The organism is Nonomuraea sp. NPDC050536 (assembly GCF_044457685.1).
Lineage (GTDB): Bacteria > Actinomycetota > Actinomycetes > Streptosporangiales > Streptosporangiaceae > Nonomuraea.
The window spans coordinates 81,059-104,654 of sequence record NZ_JBITHD010000018.1 but is presented as its reverse complement, the minus strand read 5'-3'; the positions used below and the strand labels follow the sequence as shown (position 1 = coordinate 104,654).

General features: G+C 70.5%; 24 protein-coding genes. 11 read left to right on the top strand and 13 right to left on the bottom strand.

What is annotated here, in order from left to right; translation table 11 throughout:
- Positions 1 to 6 precede the first annotated feature (6 nt).
- Positions 7 to 438: a hypothetical protein gene (locus tag ACIBHX_RS38820; RefSeq protein WP_397072446.1), complete on the top strand. Its 432-nt coding sequence runs from the start codon at positions 7 to 9 to the stop codon at positions 436 to 438.
- On the opposite strand, the gene ACIBHX_RS38815 is transcribed toward ACIBHX_RS38820, so the two are convergent.
- Complete coding sequence (locus ACIBHX_RS38815) at positions 425 to 1,660, bottom strand: MFS transporter (RefSeq protein WP_397072445.1); 1,236 nt, start codon at positions 1,658 to 1,660, stop codon at positions 425 to 427. The genes ACIBHX_RS38820 and ACIBHX_RS38815 overlap by 14 nt on opposite strands.
- A 149-nt stretch (positions 1,661 to 1,809) precedes the next feature.
- Between ACIBHX_RS38815 and ACIBHX_RS38810 the strand changes: the two genes are divergently transcribed.
- The 4 genes from ACIBHX_RS38810 to ACIBHX_RS38795 all read left to right on the top strand — a co-directional run bounded on the left by ACIBHX_RS38810 (position 1,810) and on the right by ACIBHX_RS38795 (position 8,251).
- Positions 1,810 to 3,210, top strand: a complete 1,401-nt coding sequence (locus tag ACIBHX_RS38810; protein ID WP_397072444.1) for a fatty acyl-AMP ligase — start codon at positions 1,810 to 1,812, stop codon at positions 3,208 to 3,210.
- Entirely contained in the window at positions 3,203 to 6,661 is a 3,459-nt protein-coding gene (locus tag ACIBHX_RS38805) for an MMPL family transporter (protein ID WP_397072443.1), read from the top strand. The genes ACIBHX_RS38810 and ACIBHX_RS38805 overlap by 8 nt, the downstream gene beginning before the upstream one ends.
- A 27-nt stretch (positions 6,662 to 6,688) precedes the next feature.
- Positions 6,689 to 6,877 (top strand): hypothetical protein, encoded by a 189-nt coding sequence (locus ACIBHX_RS38800; protein ID WP_397072442.1) that lies wholly within the window; start codon positions 6,689 to 6,691, stop codon positions 6,875 to 6,877.
- Between the two features lie 96 nt (positions 6,878 to 6,973).
- On the top strand, positions 6,974 to 8,251 hold the full coding sequence (locus tag ACIBHX_RS38795; RefSeq protein WP_397072441.1) for a hypothetical protein: 1,278 nt from the start codon (positions 6,974 to 6,976) through the stop codon (positions 8,249 to 8,251).
- Positions 8,252 to 8,284: 33 nt separating this feature from the next.
- Here ACIBHX_RS38795 and ACIBHX_RS38790 read toward each other — a convergent pair whose 3' ends face one another.
- Genes ACIBHX_RS38790 through ACIBHX_RS38780 form a run of 3 tightly spaced genes read right to left on the bottom strand, consistent with a single transcriptional unit; the run spans position 8,285 to position 10,563 of the window.
- On the bottom strand, positions 8,285 to 9,439 hold the full coding sequence (locus ACIBHX_RS38790; protein ID WP_397072440.1) for a helix-turn-helix domain-containing protein: 1,155 nt from the start codon (positions 9,437 to 9,439) through the stop codon (positions 8,285 to 8,287).
- Positions 9,440 to 9,490: 51 nt separating this feature from the next.
- Positions 9,491 to 9,691, bottom strand: a complete 201-nt coding sequence (locus ACIBHX_RS38785; protein WP_397072439.1) for an EF-hand domain-containing protein — start codon at positions 9,689 to 9,691, stop codon at positions 9,491 to 9,493.
- A gap of 29 nt (positions 9,692 to 9,720) precedes the next feature.
- Positions 9,721 to 10,563, bottom strand: a complete 843-nt coding sequence (locus ACIBHX_RS38780) for a LysR family transcriptional regulator (RefSeq protein ID WP_397072438.1) — start codon at positions 10,561 to 10,563, stop codon at positions 9,721 to 9,723.
- A 68-nt stretch (positions 10,564 to 10,631) separates the two neighbouring features.
- Here ACIBHX_RS38780 and ACIBHX_RS38775 point away from each other — a divergent pair, with 68 nt between their 5' ends.
- The 3 genes from ACIBHX_RS38775 to ACIBHX_RS38765 are packed head-to-tail and all read left to right on the top strand — an operon-like array spanning position 10,632 to position 14,280.
- Positions 10,632 to 11,612 (top strand): aldo/keto reductase, encoded by a 981-nt coding sequence (locus ACIBHX_RS38775; protein WP_397072437.1) that lies wholly within the window; start codon positions 10,632 to 10,634, stop codon positions 11,610 to 11,612.
- Positions 11,613 to 11,656: 44 nt separating this feature from the next.
- Entirely contained in the window at positions 11,657 to 12,589 is a 933-nt protein-coding gene (locus tag ACIBHX_RS38770) for a nucleoside hydrolase (RefSeq protein ID WP_397072436.1), read from the top strand.
- 29 nt (positions 12,590 to 12,618) lie between these two features.
- On the top strand, positions 12,619 to 14,280 hold the full coding sequence (locus tag ACIBHX_RS38765; protein WP_397072435.1) for an alpha-amylase family protein: 1,662 nt from the start codon (positions 12,619 to 12,621) through the stop codon (positions 14,278 to 14,280).
- Here ACIBHX_RS38765 and ACIBHX_RS38760 read toward each other — a convergent pair.
- Positions 14,267 to 14,857 carry a TetR/AcrR family transcriptional regulator gene (locus ACIBHX_RS38760; RefSeq protein WP_397072434.1) on the bottom strand — a complete coding sequence of 197 codons (591 nt, stop codon included), beginning with the start codon at positions 14,855 to 14,857 and terminating at the stop codon, positions 14,267 to 14,269. The genes ACIBHX_RS38765 and ACIBHX_RS38760 overlap by 14 nt on opposite strands.
- Positions 14,858 to 14,924: 67 nt before the next feature.
- On the opposite strand from ACIBHX_RS38760, the gene ACIBHX_RS38755 reads away from it, so the two are divergent.
- A complete protein-coding gene (locus ACIBHX_RS38755) occupies positions 14,925 to 15,659 on the top strand; it encodes an SDR family NAD(P)-dependent oxidoreductase (RefSeq protein WP_397072433.1) in 735 nt (244 codons plus the stop codon).
- Positions 15,660 to 15,940: 281 nt separating this feature from the next.
- On the opposite strand, the gene ACIBHX_RS38750 is transcribed toward ACIBHX_RS38755, so the two are convergent.
- Positions 15,941 to 16,858, bottom strand: coding sequence for an NADP-dependent oxidoreductase (locus tag ACIBHX_RS38750; RefSeq protein ID WP_397072432.1), 918 nt, complete (start codon positions 16,856 to 16,858; stop codon positions 15,941 to 15,943).
- 80 nt (positions 16,859 to 16,938) lie between these two features.
- Between ACIBHX_RS38750 and ACIBHX_RS38745 the strand changes: the two genes are divergently transcribed.
- Positions 16,939 to 17,298, top strand: coding sequence for a winged helix-turn-helix transcriptional regulator (locus ACIBHX_RS38745; protein WP_397072431.1), 360 nt, complete (start codon positions 16,939 to 16,941; stop codon positions 17,296 to 17,298).
- Here ACIBHX_RS38745 and ACIBHX_RS38740 read toward each other — a convergent pair.
- The 5 genes from ACIBHX_RS38740 to ACIBHX_RS38720 form a co-directional block, all read right to left on the bottom strand.
- Complete coding sequence (locus ACIBHX_RS38740; RefSeq protein WP_397072430.1) at positions 17,280 to 17,690, bottom strand: VOC family protein; 411 nt, start codon at positions 17,688 to 17,690, stop codon at positions 17,280 to 17,282. The two genes, ACIBHX_RS38745 and ACIBHX_RS38740, sit on opposite strands and share 19 nt — an antisense overlap.
- Positions 17,691 to 17,703: 13 nt before the next feature.
- The gene (locus ACIBHX_RS38735; protein WP_397072429.1) at positions 17,704 to 18,444 is read right to left on the bottom strand and encodes a cytochrome d ubiquinol oxidase subunit II; all 741 of its coding nucleotides are present in this window, start codon (positions 18,442 to 18,444) and stop codon (positions 17,704 to 17,706) included.
- A 10-nt stretch (positions 18,445 to 18,454) separates the two neighbouring features.
- Entirely contained in the window at positions 18,455 to 19,702 is a 1,248-nt protein-coding gene (locus ACIBHX_RS38730; RefSeq protein WP_397072428.1) for a cytochrome ubiquinol oxidase subunit I, read from the bottom strand.
- A gap of 97 nt (positions 19,703 to 19,799) precedes the next feature.
- Entirely contained in the window at positions 19,800 to 20,468 is a 669-nt protein-coding gene (locus ACIBHX_RS38725) for a response regulator (protein ID WP_397072427.1), read from the bottom strand.
- Complete coding sequence (locus ACIBHX_RS38720; RefSeq protein ID WP_397072426.1) at positions 20,465 to 21,610, bottom strand: sensor histidine kinase; 1,146 nt, start codon at positions 21,608 to 21,610, stop codon at positions 20,465 to 20,467. Before ACIBHX_RS38720 ends, ACIBHX_RS38725 begins: the two co-directional genes overlap by 4 nt.
- A 46-nt stretch (positions 21,611 to 21,656) precedes the next feature.
- Here ACIBHX_RS38720 and ACIBHX_RS38715 point away from each other — a divergent pair, with 46 nt between their 5' ends.
- On the top strand, positions 21,657 to 21,866 hold the full coding sequence (locus ACIBHX_RS38715; RefSeq protein WP_397072425.1) for a hypothetical protein: 210 nt from the start codon (positions 21,657 to 21,659) through the stop codon (positions 21,864 to 21,866).
- Here ACIBHX_RS38715 and ACIBHX_RS38710 read toward each other — a convergent pair.
- On the bottom strand, positions 21,863 to 22,879 hold the full coding sequence (locus ACIBHX_RS38710; protein ID WP_397072424.1) for a fatty acid desaturase family protein: 1,017 nt from the start codon (positions 22,877 to 22,879) through the stop codon (positions 21,863 to 21,865). The genes ACIBHX_RS38715 and ACIBHX_RS38710 overlap by 4 nt on opposite strands.
- Before the next feature lie 64 nt (positions 22,880 to 22,943).
- Positions 22,944 to 23,417: a MarR family winged helix-turn-helix transcriptional regulator gene (locus ACIBHX_RS38705; RefSeq protein ID WP_397072423.1), complete on the bottom strand. Its 474-nt coding sequence runs from the start codon at positions 23,415 to 23,417 to the stop codon at positions 22,944 to 22,946.
- Positions 23,418 to 23,596 lie beyond the last annotated feature (179 nt).

Genomic DNA, 23,596 nt, shown 5'->3' with positions numbered 1-23,596 from the left:
TAAGTCATGAAGCAACTCACCGCAACAGCGCCCCCCTCCGTCCAGGCCGCCTCAACGCTGTGGCTGGTCGCGGTCGGGGCAGGGGTCTTCGAGACGCTCCTCGCCGTGACCGGCGGCAACCTCAGCCCCGGCGCGCTGATCACCGGGGTCGGGATCCGGCTGGTCGTGTTCGCTACCGCGATCTTCCTGGCCCTGCGGCTGCGCGTGGGCAAGAACTGGGCGCGCGTCAGCCTGGCCGTCCTGCTGGGCTGCCTCGGCACGCTTTCGCTGGTCATCGGGCCGATCAAGGAGCTGATGGCCGGGGAGACCGTCGGCCAGATCGTGGCCACGATGGGCCCGTGGTTCGCCGGCAGCCGGGCGCTCCACCTGACGGCCGTGCTCGGGGCCATGCTGCTGATGTTCCAGCCGCGGGCCAACGAGTACTTCAGGAGGTCGTGACCGGGGCGCGCAGGTTGCGTACGCCGGGAGACAGCAGGGCCGCCAGCGTGGAGACCACCACCAGCGCGGCGCAGCCGAGCAGGGCGGCCTGGGTACCGACCATGGCCGCCACCGGACCGGCCAGCATCAGCCCGATCGGGCCGAACATCAGCGACCCCAGCGCGTCGTAGGAGCTCACCCGCGACAGCGACTCCGGCGGGATCTCCCGCTGCATCGTCGTCTGCCACAGCACGCCGAACACGTCGAAGCACACGCCCAGCACGAACGACCCCGCCACCAGCAACGGCAGCGGCGCCCCCACCCCCAGCAGCACGTACGGCAGAGCCGTCGGGAAGCACAGCAGCACTCCCACCAGGATCGGCCGCCTGGGCCGCACCCGCAGGGAGACGATCACGCCGACGATCGTGCCCACGGCCTCGCCCGCCAGGAACGCCGACCAGGCGGCGGGACCGCCCAGGCTCTCCTTGGCGATCAGCGGCCCGAGCACGCCGTGCCCGGCCTGCAACGCCATCACCAGGATCGAGAACTGCGCGACGACCACCCAGATCCACTGCCGCGAGGCGAACTCGCGCCACCCCTCACGCAGGTCGGCGATGACCGAGTGCTTCTCGCCCGCCACCTGCTCGCCGGACTCCAGCCGCAGGCACGCGATCAGCACGGTCGCCGTGGCGAACATCAACCCGCTCACCATGAGCGCCCACCCGCCGCCGAACAGCACCACCGTGCCGCCGCTCAGCACCGCGCCCGCCACCCTGGAGGTGTTGGCGCCCAGCCCGAGCAGCGCGTTGCCGGTCTGCAGCCGGTCGGAAGGCACGACCTCAGGAATGATCCCGGTCAGCGCCGGGAACAGCACGGCCATCGACGCGCCGCTGACGCCCGCCGCGGCGGCCAGCGCGGGCAGCGGCGTCCACCCGGATAGCAGCATCGCGCCCAAGGCGAAGAAGGCCAGCGCGTTCATCGACTCGCCGACCATCATCACCCGCCGGCGCGGGAAGCGGTCGGCGATGACGCCGCCCACCAGCATGAACACCACCATCGGCAGCGCCTCGGCGGTCAGCACCACCGACAGCGTGGTCGCATCCGCGCCGGGCAGGCCCAGGATGCCGAACGCCAGGGCGACGGGGGCGAACGCGCTGCCCAGCACGGAGATCGTGCGAGCGGTGAGCAGCAGGCTGAACCGGCGATCCCGGAGCAGCCCGAGATCGCGGACATAGCTGTTCACCTGGCACGCCCCCCTTGCGAATGCCCCCATTCTGGCGGAATCCACGTGGGGTGTCGCCTCAATATCTGTCACACCGGTAACAAGACCGATCGAGCTTTTCGCAGGGGTTTGGCAAGAATCGAGCGCTTTCCTGCCGTAGTTTGCAACGCATGCCTGACGCACTGATCGCCCAGGTGACGCGGTGGGCGCGCGAGTTACCCGACGAGCCCGCCTACGTCTTCGTGGACTATCTGGGCGACGGTATGCGGCACACCCTGACCTGGCGCCAGGCCGACCTCAGGGCGCGGGCGCTGGCGGTACGGCTGCGCGAGCTGGCCGAACCCGGGGATCGCGCGGCCATCATGGCCCCGCAGGGACTGGACTACGTGGTGGCCATGCTCGGCGCCCTGTACGCAGGGATCGTGGCCGTGCCGCTGTTCACGCCCGACCTGCCCGGGCACGCCGAGCGGCTCTCGTGCGCCTACGCCGACGCCGACCCCACGCTCGTGCTGACCACCACGGCCGCGCTGCCCGCCGTCGAGGAGTTCGCCTCGCCCAAGCACGTCGTGCTGCTCGACACCGTCTCCGACCTGCTGGCCGACGAATGGCAGGGGCATCCCGCCGGTCCGGACGACCTGGCCTACCTGCAGTACACCTCCGGGTCCACCAGGTCGCCCGCCGGGGTGGAGATCACCCACGGCAACATGGCGGCCAACGCCGCGCAGCTGTGGGAGGCGTTCCGGGCCAGGCCGCGAACCTCGGTGGCGGTGCTGTGGCTGCCGCTCTTCCACGACATGGGGCTGGTCTCGATCGTGGCCATGCCCATCGTGGGCGGCAACCACGCCGTGTTCATGGACCCGGTGGCCTTCGTCATGCGGCCCGTGCGCTGGCTGCAGCTGCTCGGCGAGCACGCCGACGCCTACACCGGCGCGCCCAACTTCGCCTACGAGTACACCGCCGCCCGCGTCAGCGACGCCGACAAGGCCGGGCTTGACCTGTCGGGCGTTCAGGTCATGCTCAATGGCGCGGAACCGGTACGGCCCGGCACCATCGAGGCCTTCGACGCCGCCTTCGCCGAGTGCGGGCTGCGCCCCCAGGCCCACACGCCCGCCTACGGGCTCGCCGAGGCGACCGGCTTCGTCGCCGCGATGGAGCGTGACGCCCGCCCGCTGGTCACCGACTTCGACAGGGATTCGCTGCGGGCCGGGCACGCCGTGCCGTACACGATCGGCGCGCGCAGCACGCTCGTCTCCTGCGGCCGCCCCACCGGCCAGACCGTGCGGATCTTCGGCGAGTACGGCGAGGCCAGGCCGGAGGGCGAGGTCGGCGAGATCTGCGTCCGCGGGCCGAACGTGGCCCGCGCCTACTGGCGGGACCCGGTGCGGACGGCCGAGGTGTTCGCCGGGGGCTGGCTGCGGACCGGGGACCTGGGAGTGATCCACGACGGGCAGCTGTACGTGACCGGGCGGATCAAGGACCTGGCCATCGCGGGCTCGGTGCCGCGGACCTCCAGCGGGAAGATCGCCCGGCGCGCGTGCCTGCGGGACTACCTGGAGGGCGCGTTTGTTTGAGACGGCCGGCCGTATCGTCTACCGGGGTCGGTGGACGCTGCTCGTCGTGAGCCTGGCCGTCGCCGTGCTGGTCGCGCCGTTCGGGATGGAGCTGTTCGGGCGGATGGCCGACGGCGGGTTCGACGACCCTGCCGCCGAGTCGACCACCGCGGCGCACTGGAGCAAGGACTGGTACGGCGGCAGCGCGCCCGACGTGGTCGTGCTCTACCGGCATCCGCTGGTCAAGGTGAGCGATCCGCGGTTCAAGCGGGCGGTGCACGCCTCGCTGCGGTCCCTGCCTGGGGTTTATGTCGAACAACTGGCGACATATTGGACTACGGGGTCTCATGAGCTGAAATCTCGTGATGAGCACTCCACCTACGCGCTGGTCACGCTGCGCGGCGACAAGCAGGCCTCCTTCGCCGCCATCAAGGACCAGCTGAAACACGTCCAGAACCTCGACGTCTCGGTGGGCGGCTCAGTGCCGCTGACCAAGGAGCTCAACGACCAGACCGCCGCCGACCTGGCCCGCGCCGAAGCGATCTCCATGCCGGTGCTGCTCGTGCTGCTGGTCATCGTCTTCGGCAGCCTGGTGGCCGCCGGGCTGCCGCTGGTCGTGGGGGCGTTCGCCGTCGTGGGCGCGCTCGCGCTGCTGCGGCTGCTCACCGAGCTCACCCAGGTTTCGGTGTTCTCGCTGAACGTGGTCACCATGCTCGCGCTCGGGCTGGCCGTCGACTACTCGCTGTTCGTGCTGAACGCCTTCCGCGAGGAGATCAGGCGCGGATCGACCACCGAGCAGGCCGTGGTGCACACCATGGCCACGGCCGGCCGTACCGTCGCCTTCTCGGGGTTGACCGTGGCCACGGCGCTGCTCGGGCTGTTGCTGTTCCCGCAGATGTTCCTGCACTCGATCGGGCTCGGCGCGGCCGCCGTCGTGCTGGTGGCCATGCTGTCGGCGCTGGTCGTGCTGCCCGCCGTGCTGTCCGTGCTGGGGCCGCGGGTGGACGCGCTGCGGATCACGCCCGACTTCGGCTTCGCCCGCGGAACGTTCTGGCACGGGATCGCGTCAAGCGTGATGCGCCGCCCGGTGCTCTACCTCGGGATCGTCACGCTGGTGCTGGTCTCGCTGGCCATGCCGTTCCTGCACGTGAAGTTCGGCCAGGTCGACCATCGGGTGCTGCCCGTCGCCTCCGAGAGCCGGCAGGTCGCCGAGACCATCGACCGCGACTTCGCCCGCAACTCGATGGCCACCATCGACGTGCACGTGCTCATCGAACGCACCTTCAGCGAGAAACCCGCCACGCCCGGGCCGATAGGCCAGGGCCACACGCCGATCAGCGCCGTCACGACCATCACGCCGCTCGACGCCAAGCCCTTCGCCGACCGCCTGCGCAGGCTCCCCGGCGTCGACGGCGTCGACCTCGCCGGCTTCTCCCAGGCCAACGGCGCGGTACGGCTGGCCGTCCGCTACTCCTACGACCCGACGTCCACCCAGGCGCAGAACCTGGTCACGCTCATCCGGTCGATGAAGCTCGAGCCGAACGTGCGGCAGGTCGTGGTCGGCGGCTCCACGGCGGCCCAGATGGACCTGCTGGCCAGCCTGCTGCGGACGCTGCCGTGGATGGCGCTGGTCGTCGGCGGGGCCACCTTCGTGCTGCTGTTCGCCGCCTTCGGGTCCTTGCTGCTGCCGCTCAAGGCGCTGCTGATGAACGTCCTGTCCATCGGCGCCTCCTTCGGCGTCATCGTCTGGGCCTTCCAGGACGGCCACCTGGCCACGGCCCTCCGCTTCACCTCCACCGGCACGATCGAGCCCACGGTCACGGTCCTCATCCTCGCGGTCGTCTTCGGCCTGTCGATGGACTACGAACTCTTCCTCCTGTCGCGCATCCGCCACGAGTGGCTCCGCACCGGCGACAACACGGTCGCCGTCGCCCGCGGCCTCCAGCAGACGGGCGGCGTCATCACCAGCGCCGCGCTCCTCCTCCTGGTGGTCATCGGCGCCTTCTCCACCGCCGGCATCACGATCGTCAAACTCCTCGGCGTAGGCATGTTCGTCGCCATCGTCATAGACGCCACCCTCGTCCGCGCCCTCCTGGTACCCGCCACCATGCGCCTCCTCGGCCCCGCCAACTGGTGGCTCCCCCCCTTCCTCCGCCGCCTCCACCACCACCTCCCCACCCACACCCCTCCCACCTCCACCCCCGCGCTCGCCACCTCCACCCCCGCCCTAGCCACCCCCGCCGTCGCCACCCCGACTGCCGCGCGTGCCACCCTCACTCCCGCGGTCGCCACCTCCAACCCCGCGGTCGCCACCTCCAACCCCGCCCCCGCCCTACCCGTCCCCACTCCCGCCCGCCGCACCCCGCCCCTCTCCGCTCCACCCCGCCCCCCAGCCCTAGGCGCCACACCAAACTCCGCAACGCCAAGCCCCACCTCCCCAGGCACCCCACCGGCAAGCAGAGGCGCCGCCCCACCAGGCGCCGGGTCGGCGAGCAGGGACGACGGTGAAGGTCGGCGCCCTGCTACGGCGAGCCCCTCGGGACCCGGCGCGCCCGCTCGCGTCGCGCCTGGGGCTACGGACGCCACCGCTGGGGACGCTGCCCCACCCGGCACCGGGGCTGCGAGCAGGGGCGCCGCACCACCGGGCGCCGGGTCGGCGGGCAGGGGCGTCGGTGGAGGTCGGCGCCCTGGTACGGCGAGTTCCCCGGGGTCCGCACCTGGGCTACCGGCAGGGGCGCCGGGCGTCGGGCGCGGTGTCATCGGGGACGCCGCACCGGACCCGAGGGCGCTGGGATCTATGCGCTCCGCGTCATCGGGCGGCGGGGTGGTGAGTGGGGACGTCGGTGATGGTCGGCGGCTGGGTGCGGTGAGTGGTCAGCGGCGCAAGGTGGTCAAGCCGAACCCGAACGGGCCCGGGTGGCACTGGGCCGAGGAGCCTGAGACAGATGCGGATGGCGACACGCCATCGATGCCGAGCAACGCGGCACGTCAGGCGGACGACGCTGTGCGCACGGAGGCCGCAGGGGAGGGTGCGGCGGGGCCGACGGCGCTGGAAGAGGAAGAGTCCGCGCGAGGGCCAGGGGTGACGTGGAATGGGCGGCCGGCCGTGTTCGGGCTGGACACCGACCCGGTGCCCGTCTCCTTCGAAGACACCGAGCCGATCCCGAATGGCCACCCCAAGCGCAGAATCCCATACGCGGCCGAGCCAACCGAACCCAACCCGCCAGAGTCCGTCTCTCTCCCACCCAAGCCCCCAGAGATAGCCACCCCCAAGGAGTCCGGGAGATCCACGCCCAGGACGGCCGGGGGCGGGGGTACTACGCCAGCCGGGGTTGAGGGGGGTGGGCCGGTCGAGTCCCACACGGGCACGGCGGAGGGGAACGGGTGGGTGAAGGTGGGGGTTGGGCGGGCTCGGGTGGTGAAGGCCAATCCTGAAGGTCCGGGGTGGGTGTGGGTGGAGGTGGACTCGTGAGCGCCTCTGTGGTGGTCGGCGGGCGGGATGGTGCTGGTGGTGGGCCTGGCCGGGTTCATCACGACGCTGGACAACACCGTCGTGACCGTGGCGCTGCCGAGTATTCAGCGTGATCTGAGGGCGGAGCTGACCGCGCGGGAACTGGGGGGCGCGGCTGCTTGCCGTACCGGAATATCGCGAGAAGGCGGCGCAACTCGGGAGGCGACTGCGGGTTGAAGACGGGGTGAAGAATGCGATCGACTGCGTTGAACGTAGCTGATCATCCGGATATTGTGCGAAGTGCCCCGCGATCACCCCCTTGGAGTCAACGCCATGCGCTTGAGGCCGATCCTGGTCATCGGACTGACGCTTTCGCTGCTCGGGGTGGGTGTGCCCGCCTGGTCGCAGGACGACCCGAAGAGCTGCAACGACCTGATGGCCGACGGCACCCCGGCGTACGTGATGTGCCGCTGGATGGCCACGCCGGACCAGGTGGAGGACATCGTCCGGTTCTGGAGCAACAACGACAACCAGAACATGCAGGCGGCGAACCCGCCGACGGGATACCACGCGGACTGCTCGGACCCGGCCAACACCTGCCCGAACGACACCCCGGACAGTGAGGCCCACGGCGACGGCGACCCGGACGTGCCGGGCGCCGAGGACGGCGGCACGCCGGAGTGCGCCAACGGCGACCAGTGCTTCGTGGACCCGTCGGAGGTGTCCAAGCAGGACCTGGCCAAGGCGGAGAAGACCACCGGCGGGCAGGCGGTCAAGGCCGCCGCGTCCAACGGCATGCGGGTGTGGATCGACACCGAGCTGGCCGACGACTGGAAGGCCGGCAAGCTGGACGAGGCGGTCAAGGAGCTCGCTCCGCTGGCCTACCAGGACGGGGTCGTGGGGGTTCGCTTCGCCACGCAGCTCGGCTACAACCAGACCTTCACCGACGCGGACGAGCTGGACAAGTTCGTCGCCGAGGCCTCGGCCGCGCTGCGCAAGACGCTGCCGGGTAAGCGGCTGGCGGCGCACACGGTGATGCCGGTGTTCGGGTGCGGGGCCAACGACGCGTGCAAGACCGCGATGACCGAGAAGTACCCGCTGCTCAATCCCGACCGGGTGGGCGCCTGGCTGGCCAAGGGGCAGCTCGACCAGCTCGCGCTCGACAGCGGCACCGACTACTCCACCTGGAAGATCGACACCGCGACCGCGCAGCGCAACCAGTGGATCCAGGTTCGGGCTCACGCCTGGGACGCCTACGCGCAGATCGCCGCGGAGGACGCCTCCTTCGCCGCCGCCCAGCCCTCCCAGGACGCCGCCCAGCCCTCCCAGGACGCCACCAAGGCGATCACCGCCCGGATCGCCACGCCGCTCCAGGACGCGGGCGCGTCGTCGGTGACGCTGTGGACGCGCTGGCAGGACCAGCAGGGTCAGGTCCACCGGGCCTACGGCGAGAAGTGGGGCGCCAACGCCACCTGGGACCAGCTGAAGAAGCTCACCGCGGTGCACGCCCGCCTGGCCACGATCTACGATCCCGCCAACCCCGAGGCCGACCAGGCCACCGACCTGAAGAACCTGTCCGCGGTCTTCGGCCAGGTGCTCATCCACGTCTGAGAAAGACCCGGGCGCGGATCGGGGAGGAGCGGCTCAGGCTGTTCCGTCCATGACCGACTGGCGGGCCCGCAGCACGATCTCCAGCTCGAAGCGGATGTCGGGGTCGGCGAGCTGGTCACCGTACAGCTCCTCCAGCTGGCGCAGCCGGTAGCGGACCGTCTGCGGGTGCACGTGCAGCCTGGCCGCGACCTCGCCCGCGCCGCGGCCGTGCCGCAGCCAGGCCAGCAGCGTCTCGGCCAGCCGGTCCTGCTGGGTGGGCCGCAGGTGCGCCAGCGGCGCGAGCCGGGTCCTGGCCAGCACGCTGACCAGCTCCTCGTCCTTGAAAAGGATCAGCGTGGCCATGTGGTCCGTGCAGCGCACCAGCCCGCGCGGCAGCACGCCGCGCCGCGACAGCTCCAGCGCCTCACCGGCCCACCGCAGCGACGTCGCCGCCTCGAGCAGTGGTACGGCCGGCCCGATCGCCGCCCGCATGCCGTGCAGCGCGACCTCCAGCATCCTGGCCTGCCCGGGACCGGAGGGATCGGGCACGAGCACGCACTCCTGACCGGCCAGCACGTCGGGGGAGAGCGCGAGCTGGCGCTGCGGCCCGTCGAGCGAAACGCACGCCACGGTCTTCGGCAGCCGCCAGTTCGCCGCCTTGGCCATGTCCGCGATCGCCTCCAGCGCGGCGGGCGGGCGGGTCAGCAGCAGGTCGAGCAGGCGGGCACGGCGGCGCTCCATCTCGCCGGCGGCGCGCGCCTTGGCCTCGTCGAAGCCCTCGGCGGCGGCATCGGCCAGCTCGTCCAGGTAGATGAAGATGGCCTCGCCCAGGTCGTAGAGCGACTGGGGAGACAGGCCGAGCGGCTCGGCGAAGTCGGTCAGGCGCCGCCAGCCCACCCGCGCGCCCAGGCGCAGCGCGGTCTGCAACGGCTCCAGGTTGCGTCCCTCGGCCGCCTCGCCCCGGCCGATCATGCGGAACGGCTCAGGGTCCCAGGCGGCGTCGGGGTTCTCGACGCGGTCGAGGAAGCCGTCGATGGCCTGCTCGACGGCCATCCTGATGACCTTGATGTAGATCTCGTCGGACGGGCGGGCGTACTCGGGGATGCGGTTCTGGATCTCCTTGATCACCTCGGCCGAGACCCGTGCGATGCCCGCCCTGAGCGTCTGCACGATGTCAGCAGGTGTCCGGGTGTCGCTCCTGATGCCCATCGTCCCTCCTGCGGCCCATTGTGACCCAGGCGACAGAAGATTTGTATGGGTTCACTTACCGAGGAATGCCGAGAACTCCTCCAGATCGATCAGGCCGTCGCCGTCCTTGTCGAGCTTGCTCACCCCTGCCTGGGCGGCCTCCCGCGTGATCGGCTGCCCCAGCACCTCCATCAACCGCACCAGCTCGTCAGCCGAGATCCGCCCATCGGAGTCGGCGTCGACCAGGTCGAACGTGATCGCGTAGTCGCTCATGCGTCAGACGATAGTGGCGACAAAAGGTGCTATGTCAGTGTTTCGAGGAAGGCGGTTACCTGCGGCCGCCGATCGCCCCTGCGCCAGGCGATCGCCAGCTCGCTCGGCCCCAGGTCGGTCACGGGCCGGTACACCAGACCCGGCCGCTCGTAGAGCCGCGCGTTCCCCTCCGAGACCAGCACGACGCCCATGCCGCCGGTCACGGCCTCGAACGTCTCCTCCGCCGAGGTGACCGTCGTGCCGACCTTGACGTCGCTGTTGCCGAGCCAGAAGTCGCGCCTGGCCCCCGCCGAGGCGGGCAGCGCCACGAAGGGCTCATCCGTCAGCTGCCGGAAGAGCAACTCCTCGTGTACGGCCAGCGGATGCCCCTCCGGCAGCATGACGCCGCGCGGCTCGGTGGACAGCACCCGAATCTCCAGCCCGTCGGGCGCGGGAAGCCACAGGAACGCCACGTCGGAGGTGCCGTCGAGCAGCCCCGCGCTGGCGTCGTCCCACCCGACCAGCCGCAGCGAGACCTCCCAGCCGGGCATCCGCTCGCGGAAGCCCCGCATCGCCCGCTGCTGCAGCCCCCGGCCGACGGCCGTCTGCAGCCCGACCACCAGAGTCCCCGTGGGCGCCGCCGCCCTGGCCTCCTCCAGACCGCGGTCCCAGCGGTCGAGCAGCTCCCTGGCGGTGGGCAGCAGCGTCTCGCCCTGCCTGGTCAGCGCCATGCCGGAGTGGACGCGCTCGAACAACTGGAAGCCCAGCTGCCGCTCCAGGGCACGCAGCTGCTTGGACAGGGCCGGCTGCGAGACGAACAGCCGCTCGGCCGCCCGGGTCACGTTCAGCTCCTCGGCCGTCGCGACGAAGTACCGCAGGTCCCGCAGATGCACCTCCATAACCATCGGTTATACCAAGGGGTCTTGGACCTGGCACTCCATCGAGCCGCACGATGGACCCCATGAAGACACGTGAACTTGGCAACTTGCAGGTGCCGGCGCTGGGCTTCGGGGCGATGGTGCTCTCACCCGGCGTGTACGGCGAGATCGACGACGTGCGGGCCGAGACCGCACTCAAGGCGGCGATGGACGCGGGCGCCACCCACGTCGACACCAGCGACGCCTACGGCCCCGACGGGCACAACGAGCGGCTGGTCGGACGGGCGATCAAGGGGCGGCGCGACGAGGTCGTCGTGGCCACCAAGTTCGGCCTGGCGATCCCCGCGGGCGAGGACAGCAGGTCCTTCCCCGTCGGCTACGAGTTCGGCGAGCTGCGGGTGAACGGCGAGCCGAGGATGGTACGCGGCTACGCCGAGCGCAGCCTGCGCAACCTGGACACCGACGTGATCGACCTGTATTACGCGCACTACCCGGACCCGGGCGTGCCGATCGAGGAGACGGTGGGCGCGATGGCCGAGCTCGTCGGCGCCGGCCTGGTCAGGCACCTCGGATTGTCGAACGTCACGGCCGAGCAGCTGCGCAGCGCGCACGCCGTCCACCCGATCGCGGCCGTGCAGAACGAGTGGTCGATGTGGCGGCCGGTCGACCCTGACCTGCTCGCGGCCGCCCGTGAGCTGGGCGTGGGGATCGTGGCGTGGAGTCCGCTGGGCAACGGCTTCCTCACCGGGACCGTGCGCAGCCTCGGCGCGGGGGACTTCCGGCACCACGCGCCCCGCTTCTCGGCTGAGAACCTGGCACGCAACAACGACCGTTACGCGCCGATCCGCGACCTGGCCACCGCACTCGGCATCACGCCCGCCCAGCTCGCCCTGGCCTGGCTGCTGCACCAGGACGAGCACGTGACGGCCATCCCGGGCAGCCGCACGCCCGCCCACATCGAGGAGAATCTGGCGGCGGCCGACATCACCCTCCACCCCGACACCCTGTCCCGCATCGACGACACCCTCACCCGCTTCCAAGCCCTCGGCGGCACCCTCCTGTGACGCGGGCCGATCTTGGGTACGAAACACGGAGAAAGGGGGATGGGGTGTCTGTACCGGTCATCATCGACTGCGATCCGGGGCACGACGATGTTTTCGCGATCTGGCTGGCGGCCGGGCATCCCCGCATCGACCTGCGGGCCATCACCACCGTGGGCGGCAACGGGCGGCTGGAGCACACCACCTACAACGCCCGGGTGGTGACGGGGCTGGCGGGCGTCACCGGGGTGCCGATCGCTGCGGGAGCCGATAGCCCGCTGGTGCGGGCGCTGGAGCCGGCGGAGTGGATCCACGGCTCCAACGCGCTCGGCGGCCCCGACCTGCCCGAACCCACCGTGGGCCTCGATCCGCGGCCGGCCGTCGAGCTCATCAAGGACACCCTGGACGCCTCCCTCGAACCGGTGACGATCGTCGCGACCGGGCCGCTGACGAACATCGCGCTGTTCCTCCGGGCGTATCCGGACCGCTGGCCGAAGGTCAGGGAGATCGTGTGGATGGGCGGCTCGACCGGGCGGGGCAACGTCACGCCGTACGCGGAGTTCAACAGCTGGTCGGACCCGGAAGCGGTGGCGATGGTGCTCGACAGCGGGCTGCGCTTCACCATGGTCGGCCTCAACGTCACCCACCAGGCGTTGATCACCCCGGCGGTGATCGAGCGCATCGCGGCCATCGGCAACACGACGGCCGCGTTCGGCGTGGAGCTGCTGCGCTACTTCAATGCCAGTTACGAGATCGACCAGGGCATGCCGGAGGGGCCGCTGCACGACCCGGTGGCCGTCGCGCTGGCGGCCGAGCCGGAGCTGGTCGAGACGGTGCACACCCGGCTCGACGTCGAGCTGCGCGGGACCGAGACGGCGGGCGCGACCAGCGTGGACCTGCTCGACAAGCTCAAGCGCGAGCCGAACGCCCATGTCGCCGTCGGTCTGGACGTCGGCCGCTTCTGGGATCTGGTGGTGGACGCGCTCGCAGCGCTGTCATGAGAAGCGCCTGAGCGGGTAGCTGGGGCGCCATGCGACTCACCTGCACCTCGGACCTGTGGTGGAAGAACGCGGTGATCTACTGCCTGGACGTCGAGACGTTCAAGGACGGCGACGACGACGGGATCGGCGATTTCCGCGGTCTCACCCAGCAGATCGACTACCTGGCCGGGCTGGGCGTGACGTGCCTGTGGCTGATGCCGTTCTTCCCGACGCCCAACAGGGACGACGGCTACGACATCACCGACTTCTACAGCGTCGACCCGCGGTTAGGCACACTGGGCGACTTCGTGGAGTTCATGCGGACGGCGCGGGACCGCGGGCTGCGCGTCATCGCGGACCTGGTCGTCAACCACACCTCCGACCGGCATCCCTGGTTCCTGGACGCCCGATCCAGCCGCGACTCCCGCTACCGCGACTGGTACGTCTGGTCTGATCGGCCGGAGCCGGATGACCCGTCGCAGATCGTCTTCCCCGACAAGGAGAACAGCATCTGGCAGTTCGACGACCAGAGCGGCCAGTACTACCTGCACTCCTTCTACCGGCACCAGCCCGACCTCAACGTGGGCAACCCCGAGGTACGCGACGAGATCGCCAGGATCCTCGGCTTCTGGATGGAACTCGGCCTGTCCGGCTTCCGGGTGGACGCGGTGCCCTTCCTCATCCAGAACGTCCATCCCCAGCTGGCCAGCCCGCACGAGTTCCTGGCAGACCTGCGGGCCTTCATGACCAGGCGCTCGGGCGGGTCGGTGCTGTTAGGCGAGGTCAACGTCCCCTACGAAGAGCTGACGGAATACTTCGGCGCGGGGCTCGGCGACCAGCTCACCATGTGCTTCGACTTCATCGGGATGCAGCGGGCATGGCTGGCCATGGCCCGCTCGGAGGCCGAGCCGCTGGCCCAGGCGCTCAGGGAGCGGCCCACCCCGCCCAAGGACTGCCAGTGGGCGGTCTTCCTGCGCAACCACGACGAACTGACCCTGGACAAGCTCACCGAAGCCGAGCGCAAGGAGGTCTTCGACGCCTTCGGCCCCGAACCGCGCATGCAGATCTACGGCCGCGGGCTGCGGCGGCGGCTGCCGGGCATGTTCGGCGGTGACCTGCGGCGGATCAAGATGGCCTACAGCCTGCTGTTCTCCCTGCCCGGCACGCCCGTGGTGTTCTACGGCGAGGAGATCGGCATGGGCGAGAACCTGGATGCCGAGGGCCGCATGGCGGTCCGGGTGCCGATGCAGTGGTCGCGGGAGGGCGGCTTCAGCCAGGCGGAACCCGAACGCGACATGCCCGAGGGCGCCTTCTCCCCGGCCCGGGTGAACGTCGCCGACCAGAAGCGCGACGGCGACTCGCTGCTGCGCTGGTTCCAGCTCCTCATCGAGCGCTACCGGGAGTGTCCCGAGCTGGCCTGGGGCGCGCACACCGTGCTGGAGTCCGGCCATCCCTCGGTCCTGGCGCACCGCTGCGACGCCGACGGCGCCACCGTGCTCGCCGTGCACAACCTGTGCGACACGGCCGCGGAGATCGATCTCACGCTGGACGGGCTGGACGGGCAGATCCTCACCGACCTGCTGATGGACGGCCGGCTCGAGGTCGGCGGCGACGGCGGAGTCCACATTCCGCTGACCCCGCACGGCTGCCGCTGGTTCCGCGCCTCCGAACCGGAGGTGCCGCCGGAGGACGCCTCGATCAAGGCCCGGTAGGCCAGGCGTTCATCGCCAGGTCGGCGACCCGTTCCAGTGACTCGCGGGAGGCGCCGTCGCGGGACTGCTGTGACATGCCCTGGATCACGGTGGCGTAGAAGTCGGACAGCGACACCGGGTCGGTGCCGGCGGGGAGCCGTCCGGCCTGGACGTCAGCCTCGATCCGGGCGCTCAGCCGTGCCCGCGACTTCGCCCTGAACGAGCGCAGCAGCTCCTCGGCCTCTTCCGACTCCGGACCGCAGTTCTCGGCGCCGGAGACGACCAGGCAGCCCGGTGGGTGCCCGGGGTCGGTGAACTCGGCCGCCGTCTCGCGCAGCACGCGCTCGATGGCGGCCCTGGCCGTGGGCTCCTCGGCCAGCGCGCGGTCGGTGAACGAGCCATAGGTGGCGCCGTAACGGGTCACCGCCTCCTCGAACAGGCGCAGCTTGTCGCCGAAGGCCGCGTACAGCGACGGTGGCCGGATGCCCATGACCTGGGTCAGCTCGGCCACCGAGGTCGCCTCGTAGCCACGCCGCCAGAACGCGTGGATCGCGCTCTCCAGCGCCGCATCCCTGTCGAAGGCCCGCTGTCTCGCCATGGACACATTCTATAGCGGTCGCTATGTTACGGTTTCTGTATCAATCGCTAAAGAAAGGTGTGACGCGATGAAGACCGCTCTTGTCACCGGTGCCGGCCGGGGAATCGGCCGTGCGACCGCGCTCAGGCTGGGCGCCGACGGCTTCCGGGTCGCTGTGAACTACGCCAGGGACGCCGAGTCCGCCAAGCAGGTCGTGCAGGCCATCGAGGAGGGCGGTGGCCAGGCCTTCGCCATCCAGGCCGAGCTGGGCGTCGAGGGTGCCGTCGAGTCGCTGGCCACGCAGCTCGAGCAGGAGGTCGACCGGCTCGACGTGCTGGTCAACAACGCTGGCATCGCCGAGCAGCGGCGCCTGGAGGAGGAGACCGCCGAGGGCTTCGACCGGGTCTTCGCCGTCAACGTGCGCGACCTGTTCTTCCTCACCCAGCGCCTGCTGCCGCTCATCCCCGACGGGGGCCGCATCGTCAACCTCACCTCGGGCGTCGCGCGGATCGCCTTCCCTGAGGGGATCGCGTACGCCATGACCAAGGGGGCGGTGCAGACCTTCACCCTCGCCCTGGCCAAGCAGCTCGGGCCGCGCGGCATCACGGTCAACAACGTGGCGCCCGGGATCATCGACACGCCGATGAACGCGCCCTGGCTCCACGACAGCCCCGAGGTCGAGGCCTACGCCGCCGGCCGCCACGCCCTCAACCGCATCGGTCACCCGGACGAGATCGCCGACGTCGTCGCCTTCGCCGCCGGCGATGCCTCCCGCTTCATGACCGGCACCACCATCGACGCGACGGGCGGCGGCAACCTGTAGCTCTCTCTGTCGTGTAGGGCTTCTCCATGAAAGGCTTCCTGATGTACGGCGAGGCCGCCGCCGCCGGCCGCCCGCCGCACTTCGCCTGAGGACCCGCGCCCGGCGCTTCCGGCGAGTCGGTGCCAGTTCCCCGCCGTCACGGCGCTTCGTCCTCGTAGCACCCCGGCCGAAGGTTCCCGCCGTACAGGGCAATCCGTCCTCCTGGCACCCCGGCGGAAGCTTCCCGTCGTACAGGGCGCTACCCCGGTCGAAGCTTCCCGCCGTACGGGGCGCGTGGGTTTCTAGATGCGGACTCCGAGCTTTCCCAGGGTTCCGGTGGTGAAGTCGGCGACGGCCTTGGGGGCTTCGGTGAGGTCGTAGACCGTGGCCAGTGCGACCTTCAGCCGACCGGCGGCCGCCTCGGTGGCCAGGCGGCCGAGGGTGTCCTGGTTGGGGTCGGACATGATGGTCGTGGCCTTGATGCCGGGGACGTCCGGGACGAAGTGGATCGTCGAGGTGAACCGGCCGCCGGGGACGAGGAGCCCCGCCACAGCCGCGCCATCACCGGCGAGGTGCAGGGCCGCGTCCACGCCGGCCGGCGCGACGGCGCGTACCTGCGCCTCCAGGTCGGCGTGGTCCACCACGTGCGTCGCGCCGAGGCCGGTCACGAACTCGGCCTCGGCACCCGCCCGGGCGGTCGCGACCACCGTGACCCCGCGCGCGACCAGGAGCTGGATCGCGATCGAGCCCACGCCACCTGTCGCCCCTGAGACCAGCACGATCTCCCCCGCGGCGGGCGCCACGGCATCGACCGAGTTGAGCGCGGCCGTGCCCGCAAGACCCAGCGCCCCGGCGCGAGCGTGGTCGAGCCCCGCCGGGATCTTCGCGATCCCGTAGGCGGCGGGCACCGCGACGTACTCGGCGAAGCCGCCCTGCCCCAGGGTGGGTCGCGCCACCACGCCGAAGACCTCATCGCCCGGCGCGAACTCCGTCACCTCTGGCCCGACCTCCGCGACCACGCCCGCGAAGTCCTTGCCCATCGTGACGGGGAACTCGTACTCGTAGGCCCCCTGCAGCATCCCGGCGTGCGACGCCAGGTCGAAGCCGTTGACCGACGAAGCGGACACCTTGACGAGGACCTCACCGGGACCCGGCACGGGAACGGCCTGCTCGGTCACGGCGAGAGGTTGGCCGAACGCCTCGAATGTCACTGCACGCATGATTCGGTACCACACTTTCTGTTCGTTAGTTACTCGATGAGAGTGTGGGGCATATGCTGGGTGACGTGGAAGAAGGCACTTTGACCCGCGTAACGCACAACGATGTTCGCTGCGAGCTCCGTGACGTGCTCGACCGCGTGGGCGACAAGTGGAGCGTGCTGGTCATGGACCTGCTCGGCCACGGGCCGCGACGCTACTCCGAGCTCCAGCGCCACATCGAGGGCATCTCCCAGCGGATGCTGACGCTGACGCTGCGGAGCCTGGAGCGCGACGGCCTGGTGACCAGGACGGTCACGCCCACCTCGCCGCCGCGCGTGGACTACGCGCTGACGCGGGTGGGCGAGACCCTGTCGGTCGAGGTCGGCTCGCTGCTTCGCTGGGCCGAGCGGCACCGCGAGTACGTGGCCACCTCACGCACGGCCTACGATTCGTCCTCCTGACTCCCCAGTTCCTGGAAGAGGGTCAATTGGAGCCCTGCGGGCCCCTCGAGGCGGGAGTTCAGCGAGTTCCACGGGGTCCTGGTCGGCGGGGCGACCACGGTCGCGCCCGCCTCCTCAAGCCGGTCCGTGGTGACCGTAGAGTCGTCCACCTCGAAGGCCACCCGGATGTGCCCGGCCACCCTGCGCCCCACCTCGACCTCGTCGATGTAGGCCGCGTGGCGCGGATCGGTGATCTCCAACGTGGCCCTGCCCGCCTCCAGGATCGTCACCCTGCCACCATCGGGCGAGGAGAACGCCCCCCGCTCCGGCATGCCGAGCGCGTCCCGGTAGAACGCCAGCGCTTGCTCGTAGTCCTCGGCCGTCACGACAAGCCGCAGTTCACGTACCTTCATGCAGCGAACGCTCTCACAGGTACGACGGCCCGGTCACCCTGCCCCTGAACGTCCACCACACCCACGCCTGCGAGGCGACCAGGAACGGCACGATCGCTATGATCACCGGCGCCAGCCAGGCCCCCGGCGCCCCCGGCGCCAGCGGCAGCCGGAGCCCGGCCAGCACCCCCACCAGGACCAGCCCCGCGGCCGTCAGCGCGTAGGTGCGCACCTCGCCCGCCCCGCCCGACAGCACGGCGGCCCTGCGGCGCAGCGGCCCCCGCAGGCGCAGCGCCGCGAAGGACAGCCCGTGCACCCCGAACAGTGCGGCCACCACCACCGCGGGCAGCAGCGCGACGGGCCCGTGGATGCCGAGCAGCACGTCGCCAAGCAGCGAGCCGATGCTCAGTGCCAGCCCCCAGCTGCCCGCCACGACCGCGCCGTCCCAGAATCCCTGCCAGCGGGCCCCCGCCAGCCGCCCGCGCAGCCACAGCCCCATGTCCCGCACGACCCAGGCCAGCACCAGCGTCACCACGACGACGAAGTTCTCGCTCAGCAGCCGCCCCTCCAGCTGCGGGAACAGCCCGGCGAGCACGCCGCCGGCGGCCACCAGCCACACCTCGTTGCCCAGGAAGAACGGCGCGATCGCGGCGATCACCTCGCGCCGCTCCGCGGGCCCACGCCCCAGGTACGGCAGCAGCATCCCGACCCCGATGTCGGCCCCGGCCAGCACCAGGTAACCCAGTACGAAGAAGGCCAGCACGAAAGTCTCCATTACGTACTCCTCAGAAGCTCAGCGCCGGAGCCGGCGCCTCGACCTGACCGGTGGTCCCCAGCGCGACGGCGTCGGGGCCGCGGCGCGCCGTACGGGCCAGCAGCCAGTAGTTGACCAGGATCAGCACGCCGAACACTGTCACGAAGCCGGCCAGCGAGAACCCGACAGGAACCCCGGGGGTCATCGCGTCGGAGGTCTTCAGCAGCCCGTAGACGGCCCACGGCTGGCGCCCCATCTCGCGGAACATCCACCCGGCCAGCATGGTGACGAACGGGACGGGGATCATCGCGGTCAGCAGCCAGTGCCAGGCACGGAACCTGCGCACGACCGGCCGGATCAGCATCAGCAGGAAGCTGGGAATCAGCACGAACAGCATCACCCCGAACAGGATCAGCATGGTCATCGACCCGCCCTGCACCCAGCCCGACGGCGGCAGGTAGTCGCCGGGGCCGTAGCGGGCGATCATGTCGGCCTGCGCCTGCGCCATCCGGTCCGCGCTGCCGACGTAGGTGGCCAGCTTGGTGGGCTGCAACGTGTCGAAGCCGATGCCGCCCATGGTCGCGGTGAGCAGCAGCGCGGGCAGCGCCACGCCGATCCCGATCCGCAGCGACTTGCGGAAGAAGTCCTGCTCGGGCGTCCGCTTGCGCAGGTGCCTGGCGCTCACCCCGGCCATGAACAGCCCACCCAGGACCAGCGCCCCGGACAGGATGTGGCCGAAGGCGACCAGCGCCGCAGGGTTGGACACCACGGCGCCGAAGTCGGTCACCTCCAGCGTCCTGCCCGCCACCCGGTAGCCGACCGGGTGCTGCAGGAACCCGTTGGACACCATGATCCAGAAGGCGCTGGCGTAAGCCGTCAGCGTGACGATCCAGATCAACGCCAGGTGCGCCCACCGGTTCAACCGGTTCCAGCCGAAGATCCACAGCCCCAGGAACGTCGACTCGATGAAGAAGGCCACCAGCGTCTCGATCGCCAGCGAGGCGCCGAACACGTTCCCGGCGAACTCGGTCAGCCCGCTCCACGACAGCCCGATCTGGAACTCCATCACCAGCCCGGTCGCGATTCCCATCGCGTAGTTGATCACGTACAGCTGGCCCCAGAAGCGCGTCATCCGCTCGTGCACCGGGCTGCGGGTGAGCGTCGCGCGTGTCTGGATGATCGCCACCAGCGTGGCCAGTCCCAATGTCAGGGCCACGAACAGGAAATGCGCCCCCGCCGTGAGGGCGAACTGCAGACGAGCGAGCTCAAGGGTGTCCATGCCAGCGAGCATCCCGGTACGGCTACCGCCGCCGCGTCATGCCCGGGCAGTCACTACGCGTACTTCCCGGGTGCCGGGGGACCGCCCGCCGTACTCCTCAGGGAGTAAGCCAGCCCGGGGTGATCATGCCCGCCTCGTAGGCCAGCACCACCAGCTGGGCCCTGTCGCGGGCGGCGAGCTTGGTCATGATGCGGCTGACGTGCGTCTTGGCCGTGGCGGGGCTGAGCACCAGGTGGGCGGCGATCTCGTCGTTGGACAGCCCGTTGCCGACCAGGACGAGGACCTCCCGCTCGCGCTCGGTGAGCGCGTTGAGCTCCGGGCCCGGCTCGGGACGCTGCACCCGCCCGGCGAACTCGGCGATCAGCCGCCGCGTCACCGAGGGCGCGATGAGCGCGTCGCCGCGCGCCACCACCCTGACCGCGTGGATCAGCTCGGCCGGCTCGGTGTCCTTGACCAGGAACCCGCTGGCCCCGGCCTTGAGCGCGCCGTAGACGTAGTCGTCCAGGTCGAACGTGGTCAGGATGATCACCCGCACCCCGTCCATCCGCGGGTCGGTGACGATGCGCCGGGTCGCCTCCAGCCCGTCCAGCTCCGGCATCCTGATGTCCATCAACACCACGTCGGGCCGCAGCTCCCTGGCCATGGCCACCGCCTCGCCGCCGCTGGCGGCCTCGCCGACCACGTCGATGTCGTCCTCGTCGCTGAGGATGGACCGGAACCCGGCCCGCACCAGCCTCTGGTCGTCGGCCAGCAGCGCGCGGATCATCGGCTCTCCTTCTGTCGGGTACGGCTGGCCTGTAACGGCAGCGTGGCCAGGACGCGGAACCCGCCGCCGGGGCGCGGCCCCGCCTCCAGGGTCCCGCCCAGCGCGGTCGCCCGCTCCCGCATGCCCTGCAGGCCGAATCCGCTGCCGTCGGCGTAGACGGATCCCGGCCCCTCGTCCTCCACGCTGATCACGATATTCCCGGACTCGCGGGTGATGGCCATCGCGGCGGTGTCGGAGCCGGAATGCCGGGAGACGTTGGTGAGCGCCTCCCTGATGATGCGCACCGCGGCCAGGTCCACCTCGGTCGGCACCCCGTCCAGCGGTCCCGACACCTCGGTCCGCACCTCCAGCCCGCTGGCCGCCACCAGTTCGCTCACCCTGGCCAGGCTGTCGGCCGGCGAGGTGGGGGCGTCCTCGTCCACCTGGCGCAGCACGCCGAGCGTGGTGCGCAGCTCGCGGAGCGTCTCCTTGCTGGCCTGCTTGATCGTCTGCAGCGCCTGCTCGGCGTCCTCGGGTCGCTTGCGCAGTCCGTGCAGCGCGGCGGAGGCCTGCACGTTGATCATGGAGATGTTGTGGCCGAGCACGTCGTGCAGTTCCCTGGCGATGCGCAGCCGCTCCTCGCTCTCGCGCCGCCTGGCCTCCTCCTCCCTGCCGTGCTCGGCCTCGATCGCGCGCTGCTCGACCTCGCGCAGGTAGGCGCGCCGGTTGCGGGTGACCCCGCCGGCCGCGACGGCCGCCACCATCCAACCGGTGATCAGGAGGAACGTGCTGTTGTCCACGTGCCGGACCGGGCCCATCTCGCCCAGCCCCAGGCCGAGCAGGCACACGGCGGTGGTGACGATGGCGGCGACGAGGTGGCCCTTGTCGGCGGCGGTGTACAGGACCAGGAACGGCAGGATGATGAGCGGCCCGTCGAAGACGGCCATGGGGTAGTAGATCATCGTCGCCAGGGACGCGACGATCAGCGCCGTCACCGGGTAGCGCTCGCGCAGCAGCACCATGGTGCAGGCCACCACCGGGAGCACGAAGTCGAGCGCGTTGGCCTGGTTGCCCTCCTGGAGCATGAAGGCCAGCGCGGTGCCGATCACCACGGCCACCACGGCCCCGATGGAGATCAGCATGCTCCACGGCAATCTGCGCATCCCCCCATTGTGCTAGCGGCCCTCCGCGGGCGGGTACATCACGGAGATGAGCACTAGGGACGAACTTCGCCAGGTCGATGAGGACCTGGCCAAGTTGAAGGCCGCCAACCGCGAACTGCGCGTCCAGATCGGGGAGATCGGAGCGACCGACCTGGTCGAGCGCTCCGCCATGATCCAGATGGCCGACGAGCAGGACGAGCTGATCGCCGAACTGGAACGCAGACGAGAAGGTCTGCTCCAGCGGCTCGGTGGCTAGGCCCGCAGCGGGGCCCCGACGTCGTGCAGGTGCCTCAGCGCCTGGCCGTAGGAGCTGAGCAGCCCGCACTCGGCGTAGTCGACGCCCTCCTGCGCACAGTAGGCCCGCACGATCGGCTGGGCGTGCCGCAGGTTGGGCGCCGGCATGTTGGGGAACAGGTGGTGCTCGATCTGATAGTTGAGCTGCCCGAAAGCCACGTCCAGCAGCAGCCCGCCGGTGACGTTGCGCGCGGTGAGCACCTGCTTGCGCAGGTAGTCGAGCCGGTCCGCGGACGTCAGCACCGGCATGCCCTTGTGGTTGGGCGCGAACGTGCTGCCCAGGTACAGCCCGAACAGTCCCTGGTGGACGGCCAGGAACACCAGCGCCTTGCCCGGCGACAGGGTGGCGAACACCACGCCGAAGTAGACCGCGAAGTGGGCCACGAGCAGGGCCGCCTCCACCGGGCGGCGCTTGGCCGACGGCTTCAGCAGCGCCTTGAAGCTGGCCACGTGCAGGTGCCAGGCCTCCAGCGTGAGCAGGGGGAAGAACAAGAAGGCCTGGCGGCGGGCGATGAACCGGGGCAGCCCGGTGCTCCTGGCGGCCTGGTCGGTCGACCAGACGATCACCGCGGGGGAGACGTCGGGATCGTGGTCCTCGTGGTTGGGATTGGCGTGGTGGCGGTTGTGCTTGGTGTTCCACCAGCCCCAGCCCAGCCCGATGCAGGCGTTGCCGAGGATCAGTCCGGCCACGTCGCTGGGGCGGCGCGTGCGGAAGACCTGCCGGTGCCCGAGGTCGTGCGCGACGAATCCGAATTGCGTGAACACCACCGCCAGTAGCGCGGCCACGAGCAGCTGCCACCACGAGTCGCCCACCCACAGGAACAGCGCCCAGGAGCCGGCGTAGGCGAGCGCGGCCAGGCTCAGCCGGACCGCGTAATACACAGGACGCCGGTCGAGGAGACCGGCGTCCTGGATCTTCGTCGCCAGCCGGGCGAAGTCACTGCCCCGGCTTTCGAGCGCTACCGGATCGACCACGGGTCTCCTCACGTCGCTGTGAAACTAGCCCCCAGCGTGGCGCATTATCCGCGAAGAAGGAAGATCATCGCTTACGTGGGCGTTTTTCGCCGACCATCTCCCTGACCCGGGCGACGTGCCGCTCGTACAGCTCCCGCGACCGCCTGGTGAAATCCAGCAGCAGCTCGACCTGCTCGTCGGTGTACGAAGCCGGGATGGAGGAGCCCTCCTGGACGATCGGCCCGTACAGTTCCCAGGACTTCGCGGCGGTCTCCTCGGTTGCCCGCACGATCACCTTGCGCCGGTCGCCCGGATCGGGGGAGCGGGTCAGGTAGCCCAGCTTCTCCAGCCGGTCGAGCATCGCGGTGACGCTGCCGGTGGTCAGCCCGAGCGCCATGCCCAGCTGGGACGGCGTCATCTCCTGGTCCTGCAGCAACACCTCGAGGCACCGCAGGTCGGTCCTGTTGACGCCCAGGTACAGAGCGGCGGCCTCGTCGAAGGCGTCCACGACGGATTGCGAGGCCTGCACCTCCAGTCCCAGCTGCTCGCGAATGTCCATGCATCCCTCTTTCCTTGACTGTCAAGATACATGATTATCGAGGATCGGCCACCCCCGAGGCTGCGCCCATAGCCCGTTTACGGGGCCTCCACCCGGCTTCACAATGGCGGCACGGGGAGGAGGTCCCATGAACGGGACGCTCGTCAGATGGCGGTCAAGGGTGACAGCGCCTGGCAGAG

Coding starts and splice junctions, on each gene's coding strand:
- ACIBHX_RS38735 (WP_397072429.1), bottom strand. CDS start 18,444: ATGGAGACTTTCGTGCTGGCCTTCTTCGTACTGGGTTACCTGGTGCTG.
- ACIBHX_RS38720 (WP_397072426.1), bottom strand. CDS start 21,610: ATGCGCAGATTGCCGTGGAGCATGCTGATCTCCATCGGGGCCGTGGTG.
- ACIBHX_RS38760 (WP_397072434.1), bottom strand. CDS start 14,857: ATGGCGAGACAGCGGGCCTTCGACAGGGATGCGGCGCTGGAGAGCGCG.
- ACIBHX_RS38795 (WP_397072441.1), top strand. CDS start 6,974: ATGCGCTTGAGGCCGATCCTGGTCATCGGACTGACGCTTTCGCTGCTC.
- ACIBHX_RS38725 (WP_397072427.1), bottom strand. CDS start 20,468: ATGATCCGCGCGCTGCTGGCCGACGACCAGAGGCTGGTGCGGGCCGGG.
- ACIBHX_RS38715 (WP_397072425.1), top strand. CDS start 21,657: ATGAGCACTAGGGACGAACTTCGCCAGGTCGATGAGGACCTGGCCAAG.
- ACIBHX_RS38810 (WP_397072444.1), top strand. CDS start 1,810: ATGCCTGACGCACTGATCGCCCAGGTGACGCGGTGGGCGCGCGAGTTA.
- ACIBHX_RS38775 (WP_397072437.1), top strand. CDS start 10,632: ATGAAGACACGTGAACTTGGCAACTTGCAGGTGCCGGCGCTGGGCTTC.
- ACIBHX_RS38800 (WP_397072442.1), top strand. CDS start 6,689: ATGGTGCTGGTGGTGGGCCTGGCCGGGTTCATCACGACGCTGGACAAC.
- ACIBHX_RS38705 (WP_397072423.1), bottom strand. CDS start 23,417: ATGGACATTCGCGAGCAGCTGGGACTGGAGGTGCAGGCCTCGCAATCC.
- ACIBHX_RS38740 (WP_397072430.1), bottom strand. CDS start 17,690: ATGAAGGTACGTGAACTGCGGCTTGTCGTGACGGCCGAGGACTACGAG.
- ACIBHX_RS38765 (WP_397072435.1), top strand. CDS start 12,619: ATGCGACTCACCTGCACCTCGGACCTGTGGTGGAAGAACGCGGTGATC.
- ACIBHX_RS38790 (WP_397072440.1), bottom strand. CDS start 9,439: ATGGGCATCAGGAGCGACACCCGGACACCTGCTGACATCGTGCAGACG.
- ACIBHX_RS38820 (WP_397072446.1), top strand. CDS start 7: ATGAAGCAACTCACCGCAACAGCGCCCCCCTCCGTCCAGGCCGCCTCA.
- ACIBHX_RS38730 (WP_397072428.1), bottom strand. CDS start 19,702: ATGGACACCCTTGAGCTCGCTCGTCTGCAGTTCGCCCTCACGGCGGGG.
- ACIBHX_RS38755 (WP_397072433.1), top strand. CDS start 14,925: ATGAAGACCGCTCTTGTCACCGGTGCCGGCCGGGGAATCGGCCGTGCG.
- ACIBHX_RS38750 (WP_397072432.1), bottom strand. CDS start 16,858: ATGCGTGCAGTGACATTCGAGGCGTTCGGCCAACCTCTCGCCGTGACC.
- ACIBHX_RS38785 (WP_397072439.1), bottom strand. CDS start 9,691: ATGAGCGACTACGCGATCACGTTCGACCTGGTCGACGCCGACTCCGAT.